Annotated in this window: 14 protein-coding genes and 1 tRNA gene; 5 read left to right on the forward strand and 10 right to left on the reverse strand. The window is 38.1% G+C overall.

What is annotated here, in order from left to right; all coding sequences use genetic code 11:
- Positions 1 to 95 precede the first annotated feature (95 nt).
- Together ACLLO5_RS25835 and ACLLO5_RS25840 are read left to right on the forward strand one after the other, a co-directional pair.
- Positions 96 to 1,025, forward strand: coding sequence for a 5'-nucleotidase, lipoprotein e(P4) family (locus ACLLO5_RS25835; protein WP_413173329.1), 930 nt, complete (start codon positions 96 to 98; stop codon positions 1,023 to 1,025).
- Between the two features lie 467 nt (positions 1,026 to 1,492).
- A tRNA-Gln gene (locus ACLLO5_RS25840) sits at positions 1,493 to 1,564 on the forward strand.
- An 84-nt stretch (positions 1,565 to 1,648) separates the two neighbouring features.
- Here the strand turns inward: ACLLO5_RS25840 and ACLLO5_RS25845 are convergent.
- Positions 1,649 to 2,128: a hypothetical protein gene (locus ACLLO5_RS25845; protein WP_413173330.1), complete on the reverse strand. Its 480-nt coding sequence runs from the start codon at positions 2,126 to 2,128 to the stop codon at positions 1,649 to 1,651.
- Positions 2,129 to 2,295: 167 nt separating this feature from the next.
- Here ACLLO5_RS25845 and ACLLO5_RS25850 point away from each other — a divergent pair, with 167 nt between their 5' ends.
- Positions 2,296 to 3,567, forward strand: coding sequence for a hypothetical protein (locus ACLLO5_RS25850; RefSeq protein WP_413173331.1), 1,272 nt, complete (start codon positions 2,296 to 2,298; stop codon positions 3,565 to 3,567).
- Between the two features lie 207 nt (positions 3,568 to 3,774).
- Here the strand turns inward: ACLLO5_RS25850 and ACLLO5_RS25855 are convergent, their stop codons facing one another.
- Together ACLLO5_RS25855 and ACLLO5_RS25860 are read right to left on the reverse strand one after the other, a co-directional pair.
- The gene (locus ACLLO5_RS25855) at positions 3,775 to 4,920 is read right to left on the reverse strand and encodes a SpoIID/LytB domain-containing protein (RefSeq protein ID WP_413173332.1); all 1,146 of its coding nucleotides are present in this window, start codon (positions 4,918 to 4,920) and stop codon (positions 3,775 to 3,777) included.
- Between the two features lie 105 nt (positions 4,921 to 5,025).
- Positions 5,026 to 7,260, reverse strand: a complete 2,235-nt coding sequence (locus tag ACLLO5_RS25860) for a GumC family protein (protein WP_413173333.1) — start codon at positions 7,258 to 7,260, stop codon at positions 5,026 to 5,028.
- Between the two features lie 881 nt (positions 7,261 to 8,141).
- On the opposite strand from ACLLO5_RS25860, the gene ACLLO5_RS25865 reads away from it, so the two are divergent.
- On the forward strand, positions 8,142 to 9,632 hold the full coding sequence (locus ACLLO5_RS25865; protein ID WP_413173334.1) for a CAP domain-containing protein: 1,491 nt from the start codon (positions 8,142 to 8,144) through the stop codon (positions 9,630 to 9,632).
- A gap of 260 nt (positions 9,633 to 9,892) precedes the next feature.
- On the opposite strand, the gene ACLLO5_RS25870 is transcribed toward ACLLO5_RS25865, so the two are convergent.
- The 3 genes from ACLLO5_RS25870 to ACLLO5_RS25880 form a co-directional block, all read right to left on the reverse strand.
- On the reverse strand, positions 9,893 to 11,734 hold the full coding sequence (locus ACLLO5_RS25870; protein ID WP_413173335.1) for an AAA family ATPase: 1,842 nt from the start codon (positions 11,732 to 11,734) through the stop codon (positions 9,893 to 9,895).
- A 47-nt stretch (positions 11,735 to 11,781) separates the two neighbouring features.
- A complete protein-coding gene (locus ACLLO5_RS25875) occupies positions 11,782 to 13,656 on the reverse strand; it encodes an ArsA family ATPase (protein ID WP_413176195.1) in 1,875 nt (624 codons plus the stop codon).
- A 76-nt stretch (positions 13,657 to 13,732) separates the two neighbouring features.
- Positions 13,733 to 14,419 (reverse strand): GvpL/GvpF family gas vesicle protein, encoded by a 687-nt coding sequence (locus tag ACLLO5_RS25880; protein WP_413173336.1) that lies wholly within the window; start codon positions 14,417 to 14,419, stop codon positions 13,733 to 13,735.
- A gap of 159 nt (positions 14,420 to 14,578) precedes the next feature.
- Between ACLLO5_RS25880 and ACLLO5_RS25885 the strand changes: the two genes are divergently transcribed.
- The gene (locus ACLLO5_RS25885) at positions 14,579 to 14,905 is read left to right on the forward strand and encodes a gas vesicle protein (RefSeq protein ID WP_413173337.1); all 327 of its coding nucleotides are present in this window, start codon (positions 14,579 to 14,581) and stop codon (positions 14,903 to 14,905) included.
- A gap of 159 nt (positions 14,906 to 15,064) precedes the next feature.
- Here the strand turns inward: ACLLO5_RS25885 and ACLLO5_RS25890 are convergent, their stop codons facing one another.
- From ACLLO5_RS25890 to gvpJ, 4 genes are all read right to left on the reverse strand, one after another.
- Complete coding sequence (locus ACLLO5_RS25890; protein WP_413173338.1) at positions 15,065 to 15,394, reverse strand: gas vesicle protein GvpG; 330 nt, start codon at positions 15,392 to 15,394, stop codon at positions 15,065 to 15,067.
- Positions 15,395 to 15,492: 98 nt separating this feature from the next.
- A complete protein-coding gene (locus ACLLO5_RS25895; RefSeq protein ID WP_413173339.1) occupies positions 15,493 to 16,233 on the reverse strand; it encodes a GvpL/GvpF family gas vesicle protein in 741 nt (246 codons plus the stop codon).
- Positions 16,234 to 16,293: 60 nt separating this feature from the next.
- Complete coding sequence (locus ACLLO5_RS25900; RefSeq protein ID WP_413173340.1) at positions 16,294 to 16,767, reverse strand: gas vesicle protein K; 474 nt, start codon at positions 16,765 to 16,767, stop codon at positions 16,294 to 16,296.
- 103 nt (positions 16,768 to 16,870) lie between these two features.
- Positions 16,871 to 17,317, reverse strand: a complete 447-nt coding sequence (gene gvpJ / locus ACLLO5_RS25905) for a gas vesicle protein GvpJ (RefSeq protein WP_413173341.1) — start codon at positions 17,315 to 17,317, stop codon at positions 16,871 to 16,873.
- Positions 17,318 to 17,322: the final 5 nt, after the last annotated feature.

Consider the following 17,322-nt stretch of genomic DNA (forward strand, 5'->3'; position numbering starts at 1 on the left):
AGCCAATGCTTAGGGGAAATAAAGTTCAGGGGAAATCGAGCGATCGCAGAAAAAATCCTCAAACCAAATATAACTTAAAAACACCGTAGCCACCAATGTATAAATTACCATTTACCGTTACTGCATTAGTGCCAGCATTACTTGTATCACAATTACAGCAAGATACAGCAGAAATTACCACTAAACAACTAAATCAACAGGGGATGTTAGCAGTTAATTGGGTGCAACAATCTGGAGAATACAGGGCTTTAACTTATCAGGCATTCAATCTAGCTAAACTCACTTTTGATACAGCCAAATCCAAAAAAATAGCCCGGCCAGCTATTATTGTTGATATTGACGAGACAGTTCTTGATAATAGCCCCTATCAAGCTGGGTTATTAGATAGTAATAAAGGTTATGAAACTACTACTTGGAACCAATGGATTAAAGCCGAAAAAGCCAAAGCCGTACCAGGAGCAGTTGAGTTTGTAAATTATGTTAATAAAAATGGGGGTCAAGTATTCTTTATTTCTAATCGTAATGCCAAGAGCGTTAAAACTTCTAAACTCAATGATTTGGAAACATCGACTATCAATAACTTAAAAGCAGTGGGGTTTACAGAAGCTAATGAAAATACAGTATTACTCAAAGGGGAGTTTACCAAAACAATTAATGGTAAAGAAGATAATTCTAAACAATGGCGAATAGACGCTATTCAAAATGGCATTGCTGATAAAACCAAATATACAATAGTCGCATTGATTGGGGATAACCTCAATGACTTTGATGAAACAGCAGGTAATAATAACCAACAACGGCGTGACTTTGTAGACAAGAATCGTAATTTGTACGGTATATTGAATGCCACCAATAAAGGGGTAATTCAACCTGCTTATATTGCTATACCTAATCCTATGTATGGAAACTGGGAAATAGGAATGTATAACCCCAAGGCATTTAATAAACAAAGTGCTTTTAATATGACTCCAGCAGAAAGAAATCAACAACGCAATGAATCTTTAACTCGTTGGTTGTCTCAGTAATTAATTATGCTTTCACCAAATTCTTGAGGAAAAAAGAGCGATCGCACCCATACCCACCAGATTCTTACGGCTGGTTGACATTCACATAATCATCAGCTATATTTAAAGTCAGACAGTATTTTATACCTAAAAATACCATGCGCTTAAAAAGATGGGAATCTCCCCGCAAAGAAGGGAGAAACAACAAAGGTCGGGGCGGTTCAGCCAGAAAAAGACAACTGAAGAAACAAAGGCAGATGTTGAGAAACAAACTCAAAGAAGCACAAAAGCCAGAAAACAATCAAAAAAGCAAGAACAACAAGCCGAGGGAAGGAATAGAAACCTTCCCTCTTTTTTTTGTGCCAAATCTCCAACTTTTCAGAAAATTCGGGGATTTATACCAACCTCTTTACAAATCAAAATATTTTTTGAAAAAACACTTGACAAAAACCATAGGTTAACTGCTATATTATTTAAAGCTTAGTCATTGGGGCGTAGCCAAGTGGTAAGGCAGCGGGTTTTGGTCCCGCCATCCCTAGGTTCGAATCCTAGCGCCCCAGCATTATGAAGGGTAGATTTTTAAGTCTGCCCTTTTTAGTTTTTTAATTTCGTCTGTGTGGTCAGAGTTGAAGATTTCTTTCTTGTTACTTTTCTGGTGATTTGAGAGCCTGGTCTAAGACCTGTCTAGCTTGTTCCGCTTTCATTTTTGCTTCTTGATAACGGAGATTAGCTTGAGCAAAGTTCTTCAGAACCTTAAAACCTTCCTTGAGTCGGGTAATTTCTTCTTCAGTCACAGAATTATCTGAGAATAGAACATCAACGGCTTTGCGAATTTCCAAAGCTTCAGTCCGTGTTTCCTGCACTTTCAATTTTAGTGTGGCCAAATTGCTGAGAACCTGAACGGCTTGAGTAATGGCATCCTCACCGCTAGTATTATCAATAGTTTGTTCCTTAACCTCAATTAACTGTTGGGGTCCAAATCCTTCCTCTAGTTCTGTGGGTAGCTTACCAGTTTCCATCAGTTCCATCAACTGATCCATTGCTTTTTCACGGGCTTTAGCGGAGTCTTTACCAGAAACTGTCAAGATAATTTCTGGGCTTTGAGCGAGAGTATATTGAACCATAGTGGGAGAAAAATTTGCTGGTTTACCAAGCCTGGGCTAAACACATCAAGTGTTTTGTTTCATTAATGACCATATCATTTACTCAAGAGTTTGTGTTATCCGTCTTTGGCTAATCTCAAACTTTATACTAATAAAAGGACTTTAAAATACAACAGGAGAGGAGAGCTATGACTCCCAATCCCGCCATTATGCGATCTGTGGAACAATTGGGCTACCGTGTTACTGTTGGTGATGTGGCAACCCAAGCTGGCTTAAATGTAGGTGAAGCTAATCAAGGTTTATTAGCTCTAGCGTCTGATGCTGGTGGACATTTGCAGGTAGCAGAATCCGGTGATATTGTTTATCAATTTCCGCAAAATTTTAGAAATATTTTGCGTAATAAATACTTGCAATTGCGGTTGCAGGAATGGTGGAAGAAGATTTGGGGAGTGCTATTTTACCTAATACGCATTTCCTTTGGTGTTTTGTTAGTTGCTTCTATTGCGCTGATTACTGTTACTATCATCATTATTATTACTGCTGCTAACTCAGACCGAGATGGAGATAATAGAAGCAGTAGTTCTAGTGGCTTCAATTTCTTCTTTTTCCCCGATTTATTTTGGTATTTTAGCCCTGATTATGGTAATCAGGAACGCCGAAGAGAAAGAAGGGAAGATAGCAAATTCAATTTTTTTGAGGCGGTGTTTTCGTTTTTGTTTGGTGATGGTAATCCTAACGCTAACTTAGAAGAACGGCGCTGGCAAGAAATTGGGACTGTAATTAGAAATAATCAAGGAGCAGTGGTAGCAGAACAAATTGCGCCCTATTTAGATAATTTGGGTGAAAAATATCAGCAAGAATATGAAGATTATATGTTGCCTGTGCTGGTGCGATTTAATGGTATACCCCAGGTAAGTCCTGATGGGCAAATTGTTTATTATTTTCCTGAATTGCAGGTGAAAGCTAGTAAAAAGCAACGTCAGTCTATAGCGCCATATTTGGAGGAACTGCCCTGGCGTTTTAGTGAGGCTAGTTCTGGACAAATTATGCTCAGTGCTGGTTTGGGTGCTGTGAATTTGGTGGCAGCTTTAATATTAGGTAGTTTATTGAGTGGTGGTACAGCCGCAGCAAAAATAGGGGGACTGGTTGGTTTTGTGCAAGGCATTTATTGGTTGCTGTTAGCTTATGGTATTGGTTTTTTGGGTATACCTTTAGTACGTTATTTTTGGATTCAATGGCGTAATGGTAAACTTGCTAGTCGTAATCGTGAACGTTTGGAAAGAGCCAGATTTTTAGCAAATGCGGATGATTCTTTACAACAGAAGATGGTTTTTGCTAGTCAGTTTGCAACGGAGAAAGTGATTGGGAAAGAAGATTTAATTTATTCTAGTGACACAGATTTACTGGAACAGGAATTTAAGCAAGTGAAAAAGCAAAATCGGTTAGATGAAGGGAAGTGATAGGGAGATGGGGAGCAGGGGGGCAGAGGGGCAGAGGGGCAGGGGAGCAGAGGGGCAGAGGGAAAATTTCTTCTTATTCTTCTGAACTCCTGACTCCTGACTCCTGACTCCTGAACTCCTGAACTCCTGAACTCCTGAACTCCTGAACTCCTGAACTCCTGAACTCCTGACTCCTGACTCCTGACTCCTGAACTCCTGAACTCCTGACTACTTAGCTTGAATTGGAGTTAAGGCGACACCTTTGTAATAGTGTCCTAAAATTTGTAGGTAGCTGACTCCGCGTTGAGCTAAGTTATATGCTCCCCACTGGCTCATTCCTAAACCATGTCCAAAGCCTAATCCTTGGAGGATAAAATTGCCGTTTGCGTCTTTACTAACGCTAAAACGGGTGCTTTTGAGCTTGAGTGCAGTACGTACTTCTTCTCCTTGGAGAACTTTTGTACCTTGATCACCGACTATTTTTAAGGTTTTAACGCTGCGGAAGGGTGAGAAGGATTCGGCAATCATATCTTTAATATTGCCTATACCGGAAATTCTGCTGCTGATTTCTCCTGGGGAGAAGGTTTTTACCCAGTTACATTCTTTGACGTTTTGATCAAAGTCTTGGACTGCACGTAGATAAGGGAGGGTATTTCCCCAAACGTCTTCTACGTTTTCTGTGTGACCACCAGAACAGGCATGAAAGACTGAGAGAATAATTTTGTTGTTATAGGTGAGGACTTTCCCCGCAGTGTTGTCTACTGCTGCGTAGGTGTTGCGTGATTCGCTGCTGACACCTTTGTAAATTTGCCAACGGTCGGGGCTATCTCCTAAGTCATAGACGGGATTGTTGCGCTGTTTTTCTCGCTCATAGAGGGCATAGGTACGGGCAGCTATAGCTTGGGCTTTTAAGGCTTCTTGTGGCCAGCTAGAGTTCATTTCTCCACCGATGACACTGTAGAGATATTCTTCTAAATCTACCCAGTTGACTGCAGTTAAGCCTTTTTCGGTGGGGATAACTAAAGTTCTACCACGAAACCAGCGATCGCCTATATAAACAAATCCTTTGCCGGTTGGTTCAATCCAAAATAAACCAGATTGCCATTTATCTAATGCAACTCCCCCAGGAACAGCTTGAGCAGCATAGGCACTCATTCCCGGTAGTTGTCCAAGAGAACGGCCAGCACTATCTTTGACTATTGCAGTCGTGGAAGCACCAACTTTGACCTGATTTACTCCCCTTTCAATTGCCACGCGCAGGATGACAGATGCTTGAGCAGGAGCAACTAAAGCAAACCACAAGAGGATACCTATCCACCAATGTCTTCCTTGAATTCGGGAAAATAAAGCGCCTAAATAAAGTTGGATTTTCATGCTGATAGTTCAATCACAAGCCTCTACAAGTTTAATCAGGCATTTCTCCTACTGAGGAGATTGCCACTTCTATTTATTATGCAGTTTGATTAGACTTATGGTATTTTAATCAGCCAATTTAACTTTTTCAGAACGTTTTGAAGTTTTGGTAACTTTTGGCGAATTATTGACTTCGTTGGCAACAATACCAATTAAATTCAACTGGCTCAAAATTTCTGTTGCTTCCATGAGTTCCTGTGGTGTTAACTGCCCAATACGTCCTACTATGACAATGCCATTACACACAGAGGCGATAATTCTCGCATCAACGTTATCTAAAACCGAAGAAGCATCGATCAAAACCAGGTCATAGATTTTTTCAAAGGACTCAATTAATTCTTTCATCCGTCCGGAAGTCAGCAGATTGACTACATCATCTGGTGTTGGTCCGGCGGTCAAAATATCAATTGACGGGTGAATAGGTTGGATATAATTGTGAAATTGTGTCTTGATGTCGTCCAGTAATAACAGCGATAAACCCCAATCGTTGGAGATTTCCAGGATTTTGTGTAAACTAGGCGATCGCAAATTAGCATCAATAACTAAAACCCGTTGGTGCATCTGCGCTGCACTAGCTCCCAAACCCAAGGCTAAAGTGGTTTTTCCCTCCCCTGGTAATGCAGAGGTCAACATCAAAGACTTAAAAGGTAAGGAATTCTTGAAGATTTGCAGATTTTGATAAATCATATCCAGAGTTTCATGACTGGATAATTTAGTTTTCGTTTCTGATATTGAAGGTACTGAGCTTTGTTGTTTATATCTTAAGATTTTCTTCAATCTAGTTTTTAAACTAGGTTTACCCAGTTTTGGTACAGAACCCAGTAATCTCAGATTCGTCAGCTTCTGTAAATCCAACGGTGAAAAAATTGCCTTATTAAACATTTCCCAAATCAAGGCAAAAATCACACCTAAAATAGGGCCAGTTAAAAATCCTCCCATGATCAACAACCATTTTTTATTACCAATATAAATTCCCAGGTCTGGTTCTTCTAAGATTTGCCAATCAAATCCTCCCTGAGCAATTTTTAATCCTAATGATTGTTGTAACTGAAGCAGTTGCTCAAGTGTCTTTCGTTGAACTGTTACATCTGATAACAACCGATTATACTCAGATATTATTTGAGGATAAGTATTTAACTGGGTGCGAATTTGTTGCTCAGATTTAGCCAAATTATTTTCATTAGCAATTAGCCCATTCGTAATTTTTTCTAACTGCTTTAACTCATTACTTAACTTAGTATCGACTTCTGAAACTTTTTTGTTTATAGTGTTAGTATTAATATCTTGTGTTTTCAATTCTGTCTGTAACAATGCCATTTGTACTTGGCGTTTTTGCTTCAGTCTAACTATGATTGGCGAATCTTCAGTATAACGCAGACGTTCTTCGGCTAAAGTTATTTCTGTTTTTCTAATCTCATCAACCAAGGCTTGATAGCTACTGGAACGACTCAAACTAGCAGCCAAATTTGCATCCTGATTAGAAGATGCTAAACTTTCCTCTAAACTCCTATAGCGACTCTGCACATCTGCAATCTGTGTGCGAATAGTTTGTCGTTCTTTTTGGATATCAGCTAGAGATTGTAATAATATTTTACTTTGAACTAAAGGATCAATTAAATTGTGTTTCTTGCGAAATAATTCTAATTTCTGTTCTCCAGCTAGTGCCTCTTGTTGCAATTTAGGTAATCTATTATTAACGAAAGATAAACCTTGATTGACACGCTGATTTTTTTGCTCAAAATTGTAGTCTTGATAAACTTTCTGTAAGGCTTGTAATACTCTTTTAGTTTTTAATGGATTAGGATCTTTAAAAGAAATTACAAATACTTGATTATAAACTTGATCAGAATTTGATATCTTTTCATCTGGAATTATTTGCAAAGATGCCGTTTCACTAGCATCAATTCTACCTTTTATATCTTCTATTTTTAAATTGGGATAATCAGAACGTAATAAATCAACAGTCTTTTGCATGAGTTTAGAACTCATCATAATTTTCATCTGATGAGCATATTCTCCAGACGATAAATGAGGCTTGATTAACTCGCCTTTAACATTTGTCTGGAGATTCTTGGGGATTAACTCTTGATCCATATCCCCACTGACCATGATTTGCATAGAACTTTGGTACATGGGTTTAGTGATAACAGCTAAAAGACTTGTTGCTGTCATTACTACACAGGAAACACCCAAAATTAAAAAGCGTCGATAAAACAAAATTGTAGATATTTGTCTAATATTAAACACCCTTTGTTGAGAGGTAGTAACCAGTTGTTTCCGATTTAGACCAGTTGTAGCCACTATAAAAATCCTCTACTATCAAAACAATATATCTGGAAGATGATGACAAGACAAATTAGGAGATAATTTATACGCACATTTATCTCTTTCATCACCAATAATTATTCTTGCCAGGATGATATAACTACTGGATAGAATGTATCTTGAAGCAGCTATTCCATAATTAATTCATCCAGATATATGCTCGGTCAGCACTATGATAATAAATTTATTCATTAGAATTTTAAATATTTAATGAAGGATAAAAAAGGAATATATTAAGGTTCAGTTAGGAATCAATTTTGTTACCTGTTAGGACTTACGCACGAATGAAGGGGGTGTAGGGTGTGGGGAATCCCATAATTAAAATCAGATGGCGAGAATTCAGGAGTTAGAATGTTTGAGAAATTAGTTAATTATCAAATCTGTATTTATTTTCTTGATTAACTGATGGATGCTGGTAATCAAATCCACATTACAGCAAATTTATAGTATATTTACTGATTTAATATAGATGATAAATTGGTATGATTAAGTAAAAATTTAAAATTGCGAAGTATTATTAATTACTTTCGTAAGTACAATGTTGGATAGAGTCTCTTTGATTAGAGCATGAATGTACTAGAACAGTATGGCGTAAATAGATATACTATTAAAAATAGGCTAAAAGCCTACTATATAATATTTCTGACTTTTGCATTGCATTACTAGTCAGTGCCTAAATTGCTCTGTTAAATGCTGTTGAGGAACTTTCGTAGAGCATATTACGAAGAAGTATATGGGAGATTTTTTCCTGCTGTTATACTTAAAAAAAATATGACAACAGCACAGTTGGTAAAAAATATTTTTATGTTTTAAAATAGACAAGGATATATAAGTATATTAACCAAAAGAGAGATATAATGGGCATATTACAGCAAGACCAGTTTGATCAGAGAGTTCTTGAACTTGTTAATCAACAGCGATCGCAAAATGGTCTCTTAGCTCTTACCTTATCTCAAGAATTAGATCAGGCAGCCGATAAATATAGCGATCGCATGGCCACTGGAGACTTTTTTAGTCATAACGATCCAAATGGCTCAACCCCTTTTACAAGAATGAAAGCAGAAGGCTATAACTATACCTGGGCAGGGGAGAATATAGCCGCTGGGTACGCAACACCAGAACTAGTAGTTCAAGGTTGGATGAACAGTGCAGGCCATCGCGCCAATATTTTAAATGCCAATTTTACTCACATGGGGCTGGGATACACATATCTAGCCAATGACACGGGAACAACAAATTATAATCACTATTGGGTTCAAAAGTTTGGTGCTGGAGATCCAAGCCCAGGAACCTATATAGCTCAAACAGATTCAGTCAACTTGATCATCAACGGTACTGCTGGCAATGACATCCTCAATGGCACAGCAAATAATGAAACTCTGAATGGTAACGATGGTAATGACACCCTCAATGGTGGTGCAGGTATTGATACCTTAATTGGTGGCTTAGGCAATGATATCTATATTGTCGATACCACCACCGACACTATTACCGAACTTTCCGGACAAGGCACAGATACAATTCAATCCAGTGTCACATTTAGTATTGCAGCCCTAGCTAACATCGAAAACCTCACCCTGACAGGAACAGCCGCAATTAACGGTACTGGTAACACTGGCAATAACGTCATCATTGGTAACACTAGCAACAACATACTCAATGGTGGAGGTGGTAATGACACCCTCAATGGTAGTGCAGGTATTGATACCTTAATTGGTGGCTTAGGCAATGATATCTATATTGTCGATACCACCACCGACACTATTACCGAACTTTCCGGGCAAGGAACAGATACAATTCAATCCAGTGTCACATTTAGTATTGCAGCCCTAGCTAACATCGAAAACCTCACCCTGACAGGAACAGCCACAATTAACGGTACTGGTAACACTGGCAATAACGTCATCATTGGTAACACAGCTAACAACATACTCAATGGTGGAAGTGGTAATGACAGATTAACTGGGGGAACAGGAAAAGATACCCTCACTGGTGGACTAGGAGTAGATCGTTTTGACTACCGCAAGTTAGCTGATTCAGTCTTCAGTCAATTTGATATTATTACTGACTTCAACGCTAATACTGGTAATGACTTATTCCTAGTTTCTACAGCCCGCACTGGATTCAATAACGTAGGAACTATAGCAACACTTGATACAAACAGCATTACCGCCAAATTAACCACCGCTAATTTTGCTGCTAACTTTGCTGCTCGATTTACCTTTGGTAGCCGTACCTTTGTCGCTATTAATGACGCTACATCCGGGTTTAATGCCAATACGGATGCCATTATTGAGGTAACAGGATTAACCGGCACTTTGGGAATTGGTAACTTTACAACCACCTGAGTGTAGTTTCTGGGAATTTTGAGACACCAGATTGCATAGATGTTTCGTGAAATGTCTCTACATCAGCATTAAAGTATTTGAATTCCCAGGTGACATAGTGCATATATAAAATGATAATCATTATTATATAGCTTTAGTGGCAAAATAGTTGTCAGGAGGCAGAAGGCAGAAGGCAGGAGGCAGGAGGCAGAAGGCAGGAGGATAAGAAGAAAATATTTCCCCCTGCTCCCCATCTCCCCTGCTCCCCCATCTCCCCAATCCTAAACCGTTCGTTGCTGCATCAAAATTTGATAAGAATATTGGAAATCATTAAGAGTAATCCTGATAGCAGCCGGGTCTGTTTCCCCTTGCGCTCTAAAACGGCGAATTGCTTCTACAGCGGCTTGATTGCAAAGTAGCACCAAATCCGCGCCGTTCCAGCCTTCTGTTGCTTCAGCCCAATATTCTAAATTTACATCCAATAGTGGTCTGCCTTCAGTGTAGACTTGTAAAATTTCTAGCCGACTAGCTAGGTTTGGTAAATCTACCTTCAGTTGTAAGTCTAAGCGTCCTGCGCGTAATAAAGCTGGGTCAAGTGCATCAGGACGATTTGTAGCCCCAATCACTAAAATATTTGTGCCAGATTCTAAACCATCCAACTCGGTGAGTAATTGCCCTACTACCCGGTTACTGACTCCAGAATCACCACTGTAAGTCCCCCGTGCTGGGGCTAATGTATCAATTTCATCAATAAAGATTACACAGGGATCTGCTTGCCGGGCTTTAGCAAATAATTCTCGTACCGCTTGTTCGCTAGATCCTACCCAACGGGTAAGTAACTCTGGTCCGTTAACACCAACAAAATTAGCTCTAGCTTGGGAAGCCACAGCCTTTGCTAATAATGTTTTGCCAGTTCCGGGAGGACCCCAAAGTAAGATACCTCTGGGCGCTACGGCTTTAGTTTGGAGGTAAAGTTCTGGATAAAGTAACGCTCCTTCTACTGATTCCCGCAAGGTTCGCTTAATCGTTTCTAAGCCACCAATATCTTCCCATGCGACATGGGGGACTTCAACTTCCATGCTACGAAGTACCGCAGGTTTGATTTCTTTGAGTGCTTGCAAAAAATCCGATTGATTGATCGTCATGGTTTCGGGAATTTGCGCTTCTACAGAACTAACCTGACGACGCAAGGCTGCGTAAGCGGCTTTTTGACATACGGCTTTTAAGTCAGCCCCCACAAATCCGACAGTGCGATCGCTAATAAACTCCAAATTTACCGTATCATCCAAAGGCATAGCACGGGTTAGCACTTGCAGAATTTCTTTGCGGCCATTGCTGTCTGGAACCCGAAACTGAACTTCCCGGTCAAATCGTCCAGGACGACGTAAGGCAGGATCAAGATGGTCAGGACGGTTAGTAGCTGCTAGAACAATCACACCTTGGTCATGGGAAAAACCATCCATCAGACCCAATAATTGGGCAACTAGACGCTTTTCAACTTCTCCTTCCACAGCACTACGGTCTGGTGCGAGGCTATCAATTTCATCAATAAAGATAATACAGGGCGCATTTTTGGCAGCTTTTTCAAAGATACCTCGCAGTTTTTGTTCCGCTTCACCATAATATTTGCTAATTACTTCTGGTCCAACTAGGGCAATGTAGTTAACCCCCAATTCTTCTGCTAGGGCGCGGGCAGTAAGGGTTTTACCAGTTCCCGGAGGACCCACCAACAGCACGCCATGTGTGGGTTCTAGCCCCAATTTAAGCAGGAGGTCAGGGCGTTTTAAGGGAATAGCAATCAGTTCTTTAAGTTCTTTAAGAACTTCACTCATTCCGCCGATATCTTTGAGAGTCATCCCTGAAGGATCAGGTGGTGCGATCGGTTCGGATGAACCAGCAGCAGGAGAAGTAGGAGAAGTAGGAGAGGCAGGAGTGCGGATACGACTAGTACCAACATCACTAGTTTTCTGACTGGAACGGGGAATATTCCCTGTTCTAGGAATACTGCTTACCGAGCGTGAGTTAAACTGCACATCAGTCTTAACTTCACCACTTTCAATTTTTTCTTCTAACGTTTTGACCAATTCTAGGAACTGCTCAAACCCCTTGAATAAATCACTCATAATAATCCTCCCAACATGAATTTACAAAAATATTTTTACGGACATCTTTATCTGCAAATTGACGTTATTTTTTCAAATGCAAATAAAAGGTCAGAGGCACATTTAATCCTGTCAATTGGTTCTACCGACCTGGGTAATTGAGGTAGGTGAATAATTTTTTGTTCGGGAAATAAGCTGTGATTGACTTCTAACTCTTGACTGTAGCGATTTTGCACCACATAACGTTGTTGAATTCCCATATTTTTGAGAGATTCTGTTAAGCGGATATGTTCAGCTATAATCGCTGATTCTGCCTGAATTACACCTACAAATTGGGTATGATTGGGGTCTTTTAATTTCTTTTGAGCTTGAATAACTTGTTGGCGCAGATGCCGTAAACGCCCGATGAAATCAACTCGACCCAAAACATCTTGATATTTCATCCACAGCTTAAATATCCAAGATAACCAATCTCCTAAAGCTGAAGGCATTGCTAAGAATTGTAGCAAATGACCTGTAGGAGCAGTATCTAAAATAATTAAATCCTGCTCATTAGTTTCCAATAAATTTATAATGGTAATTAAGGATAACATTTCATCAATTCCTGGTAAAGCTTGAGACATAATCTGTTTCCAAGCATCTGGAAGATAAGCAATATTTACAGATGTTTCTGTGGCTGTTATTTCTCCACTAATCATATCTGCTAATTCCCAAAGATAATCAGCACGAAATTGATCTAACATTTTGTCAGCATCAATTTCTTGCCCACTTAAATTAGTTGTTAATAATTTTGGCTCATGTCCTAATTTTTGTCCAAAAGCATCTCCCAAAGAATGGGCAGGATCTATGGAAATAACGCGGATTTTTTGATGAGGATAATGATTAGCAAAAGCCCAACCCATTGCTGCTGATACAGTTGTTTTACCGACTCCTCCCTTACCTCCTACAATAATTAGTTGACATCCTTCAGCTAAAAAATCACCAAAGCTAGGCAGTATTTTAGTTGGCCATTTAACTGCTGGAGGAGATGCAAGTTCAACATGATCAATTTTTTTAATTTGTGCAGCTAGTTTATCTAATGCTAAAGTTCCTAATGGGGCTAATGGCTGTTCTGGAACAATAAAAACAGGTTGATTTGGGGAAAGTTCTAAGAATTTTTGGAGATAATTTTGCTGTTCTGCATAGCGGTCTAGTTCTATATTAACATCTGTCAAAATTCGATTAATTAATATTCCTGCATAAGGAACATTTAAGGTTTTTAAATCTGCTAAAAAACGCTCAGTTTCCGCCAAACACATAGGTTCAGAAACAGCCACAACTAAACAACCAGTAAATTGATTATCTTGTAGTAGTTTTCTCCCTTCTGATAATTGAAATTTGAGGTCAGCTAAAAATTTATCAACTTCATCTGGGGTATAAAAGCCTGTAAAAGTTTCTGTAATTACCTGATGTTTTTTTTGAAATAATTCTAAGGAATTTAAAATTACATCTAAGAAATCTTTCAATCGCAACAGATTTAATGTATGCCCAGAAGGAGCCATATCAACTACTATGCGATCGACACTTTTCTCTGATAGCAATCTTTGAATTTCTAACAATCCCATCAGTTCATTTAAACCAGGCCAGTTGAAATCCCAAACTGGGGCTAAATCTTCTCCGTCAGCTAAACTTCCTCGTTCAACTAGTATTTCTAAAAATCGACTATATTTTGCTTTAAATTCTACTAACAGTTTTTGAGCATCTAAAGCCTGAATACTTAAATTTGGCAAATCTGCTAATGGTAAAGCATCATCTGTGACTGGTGAAAGTAATACATCACCTAAAGAATGGGCTGGATCTGTAGACAGTAACAAAATTCTTTCTTCTGGAAACCGTCTTGCCCAATAACGAGCAAAATAGCAGGAAATGGTGGTTTTACCAACTCCACCCTTGCCACTAAACATAACTAAATTAAGTAAGTCGTACTGGTTCATAATTTTAACAAACATTAAAAATCACGAAAAGACTAATAAATAAGCATCAGATAAAGTGATAAGGAGGAAGACAATCTCCTAGAAATAAATCCCATCTGGGGCAAGCTTTTTGCCATGTCAAAAACTGCTCTAAAAGTAAAATCTTTTCTTTAAAACTAACCAAAAGATAAATCCGTACTTCTTCCTTTTGTTCTTGAATTACTACAGGTAATTGATTAATTTTGGTGATTAAATCAATCAAATTGTGTTTTTCTGTAGATTGAGCAATAGAAAAGTTTTTTTGGTTTTGATATTGTTGCTTTTTAGCTAAAAAGTAATTTCTACCTCCTCCATCTCCCTCTAAGAGTGCTGTTTCTTCTAAGGATCGGGGAATTAATTTTAAAGCAAATTCAATTTTACCGTTGATTTTTTCTAACTTGCTTTGATGTTCTTCGTTATGAGATTCTAGATAAGTAAGTAGATTTGTTTGAGAATTAAAATATGTGCCGAACCGCACAGGTAAAACTGTAAGTTGCTCAAAAAGTTCACAAATAACTCGATCATGACATAAAGCCATCTGGATAATTTTTTCATCATTATTTTGGAATGACTCTAAATATATCCCTGGCTCGACAATAGCGGACAGTCGAGTACCATTAATCAGCACTACTTGACTATTAGCACCTTGGGGCAAAATCAGGGGCAAGCTAGGAGATTCTAAAAAAGCATAGGTGTATAAGTTTTCTAATTCCATATATTTGACCTAGATACAACAGAAAATTTTTTTGACGTTCATTAATTAGTAAAAATTTATATTTGCCAAAATAATGAAGAAATGAATTTCCATATTATTTAGTAGTTTACAATCACAAAAAGTCGGCTATAATAATAAAAACTATTCAGGTATATTTTCATGAATAACATTCGTAATCGCGGTATGATTAGAGCTAAAGTTAGTACAATGCCTCGAAATAAAACTGATGCTTCCAGCCAATTAGAACTTTATAAAATGGTGACTGAAAAGCAACGTATCCAACGAGAGTTGTATGGTATTAAAGAAAGAATGTTTGTACTTCAACAACGGTTGGATGTTCTCAATAATCAGATAGAAGATACAGAGAAAACCATTCATAAATTACGTAACCCTCATTCAACTCACTCAACAATTTCTCAAAATATAGTTCGCTCAAATAGCTCTAGTGAACCGCATACTTACAACACTTTTGAAATTGAATATTAACTCTTGTTTTACTCTTAACCCGCAAAAGCGGGTTTTTATTATCTTTTTCAAGGTTATTTAAAGCTGAGTTTTTGCGGAAAAACACTATCCAATTGAGGAAATAGTTATTAAACATCAGGAGTTTGGTAAATAAATCAAAATCCATGCACCTGGGCAACCTTAAGGTAATAGGACTAGATGTTTATCTTTTTCAACTTCTGATGTAAATTGAGGTTCTTGTTCATAGTATTCATCTTCTTCGGCTTCAGCTTCTATGCGGGCTTGTTCTTCCAAAGCTTGAATTTTTAAAAGAATTTCTTCTTCTTGAATCTCGAATTCTTCTTCACTAAGTTCGCCAATATCGAAAGCAAGTTGCAAACTTAATAATCTTTTATGCAAATTTTCTTGAGCATCAAATTCAGTATTGGTACGCTCTTGAATTTGCTCGGCAATCCATACGACTCCGCTAATTGGTCCCATGATTGGTAAGAGTAAAGCTTTCATCAACATAGTAATAATTCCTATTGAATTTATTGGTGAAATGATTTTGCAAGGGAAGGAAACTTGCTCTCTATCAACAGGTTTCCTTCTAAAAAAAATTTGGTTGGCTATGATGCAGCAAGCTGTGCAAATGTGTAGGGAGCGGTAAAATTGTTATAACGAATACGTAAGCGATCGCCAAATTTTTGGTCAATGGCTTCCACGCGATCGCTAAATGCAGATTCGCTTTCCCAAGGAATTAGAAATGCAGCATTATATATCATTTCTTCCATCATTGGTTCACTTTCTACAACCTCTTTCGCTAAAGGATTTAACTCATTACAAAAAACTTGAATTACATTTTCTTTGCGAGTCAGCAAATTACTTTCAATTAATTGCCCTATTCCAATCACCTCTTCCATACTTAACTTTTTACCTTCCATGTTGTCGCGCTGCTGTTTCAAATCTGGATTAGATTCCATCATCGCTTGCAACTCAGACTTAGTATCCCAAAGAATCTTAATACTTACCTCTCTTTGTCCTGCCAATTTTTGGAATAAATCTCGCAATTGCTCCTTATATGGTTGGATCAATTGTGTATTAATTGCTTCCCAATCCTTGACAACTAATCCAAACTGCAAAGGAAGAAGAGTATGAAATCCCAGATGCATTGTTTGTTCTAAAACTTTTTCATGAGTTAATAAATTGCGGCGGGAAGCTAAATATTTTTCTTGACACGCATCTGAATATAAGAAAGTAAATCCATCAACTAGTTGACTCTGAACAGATTGTCCATCCAATCCTTTAAGTTCAATAGGAGCAGAAATTGATTCAGGAAAAATGCCGTACAAATAAAGACCAGTATTCATAAGCTGCAAACACATTAAATTAATTGAATTTAACGACTGATAAACCTTGACCGAAGAGGATTAAATGGGTCTTGAAGTCAAAACTAAATGTAATTTAGCGTGAATAAGATCCAATTGAGCTATACCTATATCTATTTCACCGTCTACAACAATTCCCGTATTTAAAAGCCGATCAAGTAATTCTAAAATCGAAGGACTATTACTAGTTTCCCCAGGGTAATAAGAACCAGGAGGTGGTAAAAGAGTACCAAAATCTCCTAAATTTACATTTAAGTCAGTTGGGTTAATATCAAATATCTGACATAAATGTAAAATTTGTTCTTCCAATTTTTGTAAACTATCAGCTGCTCGATCTAACTCAAACTCATCGAGGCATTCCTGTTCCATCCGCCGAATTACTTGAGCTTCCATTAACTGACGTACCAATTCCAGTACAGTCAAAAGTAAAGGAGCTAAACCCGCTTCACTGTTAGATTTAGAAGCAGTGGGTAGTAAATTTTTGGAGTGATCAACTGGACTGCGAACCATTTCCATGATTTCACCTAAAATTTTAATTTTTCTAATGCCATGCAATAGTGTAAATTTCAGGAGTTCCAGTTTTTCTTAAAATGTGGATAACTCCTAAATTGTAATTAACTTAGACATCAAGAGGCGAATCTATGGATAATGGAATACTTTTTTGATCAATTTGATCAAAACTATCTTCCGTATTGTCTACGGGAATTTTTTCTTCTTCTATAGCAGATTTCAGGAAATTTATCTGCGCCTCTAAACTTTCTAAACGATGTTGGAGTTGTTGATTTTCTTCAATTAAAAGTTGTGCCTTGCTGCTGAGATAAGGATCATTTTCCCACCAATTAATACCCATCTCTTTAGCTTTATCAACGGAAGAAATTAACAAGCGAATCCGAATATGTAGAAGTTCGGTAGAGGCGATAGATACAGAAATGTCACCAGCAATAACAATACCTTTATCTAAAACTCTTTCGAGAATATCTGCTAAAGTCGAACCTTGGGTAGATGTGTTAATAGTTCGACTTGAGTTTGTCTGAGGACGTGTTGGTAGTATTGGGGTAGAAGTCACGAACG

The sequence above is a fragment of the Anabaena azotica SJ-1 genome (assembly GCF_047275885.1).
GTDB classification, from domain to species: Bacteria; Cyanobacteriota; Cyanobacteriia; order Cyanobacteriales; family Nostocaceae; genus Trichormus_B; species Trichormus_B azotica_A.

Coding starts and splice junctions, on each gene's coding strand:
- ACLLO5_RS25850 (WP_413173331.1), top strand. CDS start 2,296: ATGACTCCCAATCCCGCCATTATGCGATCTGTGGAACAATTGGGCTAC.
- ACLLO5_RS25900 (WP_413173340.1), bottom strand. CDS start 16,767: ATGGAAATGGTTCGCAGTCCAGTTGATCACTCCAAAAATTTACTACCC.
- ACLLO5_RS25895 (WP_413173339.1), bottom strand. CDS start 16,233: ATGAATACTGGTCTTTATTTGTACGGCATTTTTCCTGAATCAATTTCT.
- ACLLO5_RS25890 (WP_413173338.1), bottom strand. CDS start 15,394: ATGTTGATGAAAGCTTTACTCTTACCAATCATGGGACCAATTAGCGGA.
- ACLLO5_RS25880 (WP_413173336.1), bottom strand. CDS start 14,419: ATGGAATTAGAAAACTTATACACCTATGCTTTTTTAGAATCTCCTAGC.
- ACLLO5_RS25855 (WP_413173332.1), bottom strand. CDS start 4,920: ATGAAAATCCAACTTTATTTAGGCGCTTTATTTTCCCGAATTCAAGGA.
- ACLLO5_RS25870 (WP_413173335.1), bottom strand. CDS start 11,734: ATGAGTGATTTATTCAAGGGGTTTGAGCAGTTCCTAGAATTGGTCAAA.
- ACLLO5_RS25845 (WP_413173330.1), bottom strand. CDS start 2,128: ATGGTTCAATATACTCTCGCTCAAAGCCCAGAAATTATCTTGACAGTT.
- ACLLO5_RS25875 (WP_413176195.1), bottom strand. CDS start 13,656: ATGTTTAGTGGCAAGGGTGGAGTTGGTAAAACCACCATTTCCTGCTAT.
- ACLLO5_RS25865 (WP_413173334.1), top strand. CDS start 8,142: ATGGGCATATTACAGCAAGACCAGTTTGATCAGAGAGTTCTTGAACTT.
- ACLLO5_RS25835 (WP_413173329.1), top strand. CDS start 96: ATGTATAAATTACCATTTACCGTTACTGCATTAGTGCCAGCATTACTT.
- ACLLO5_RS25885 (WP_413173337.1), top strand. CDS start 14,579: ATGAATAACATTCGTAATCGCGGTATGATTAGAGCTAAAGTTAGTACA.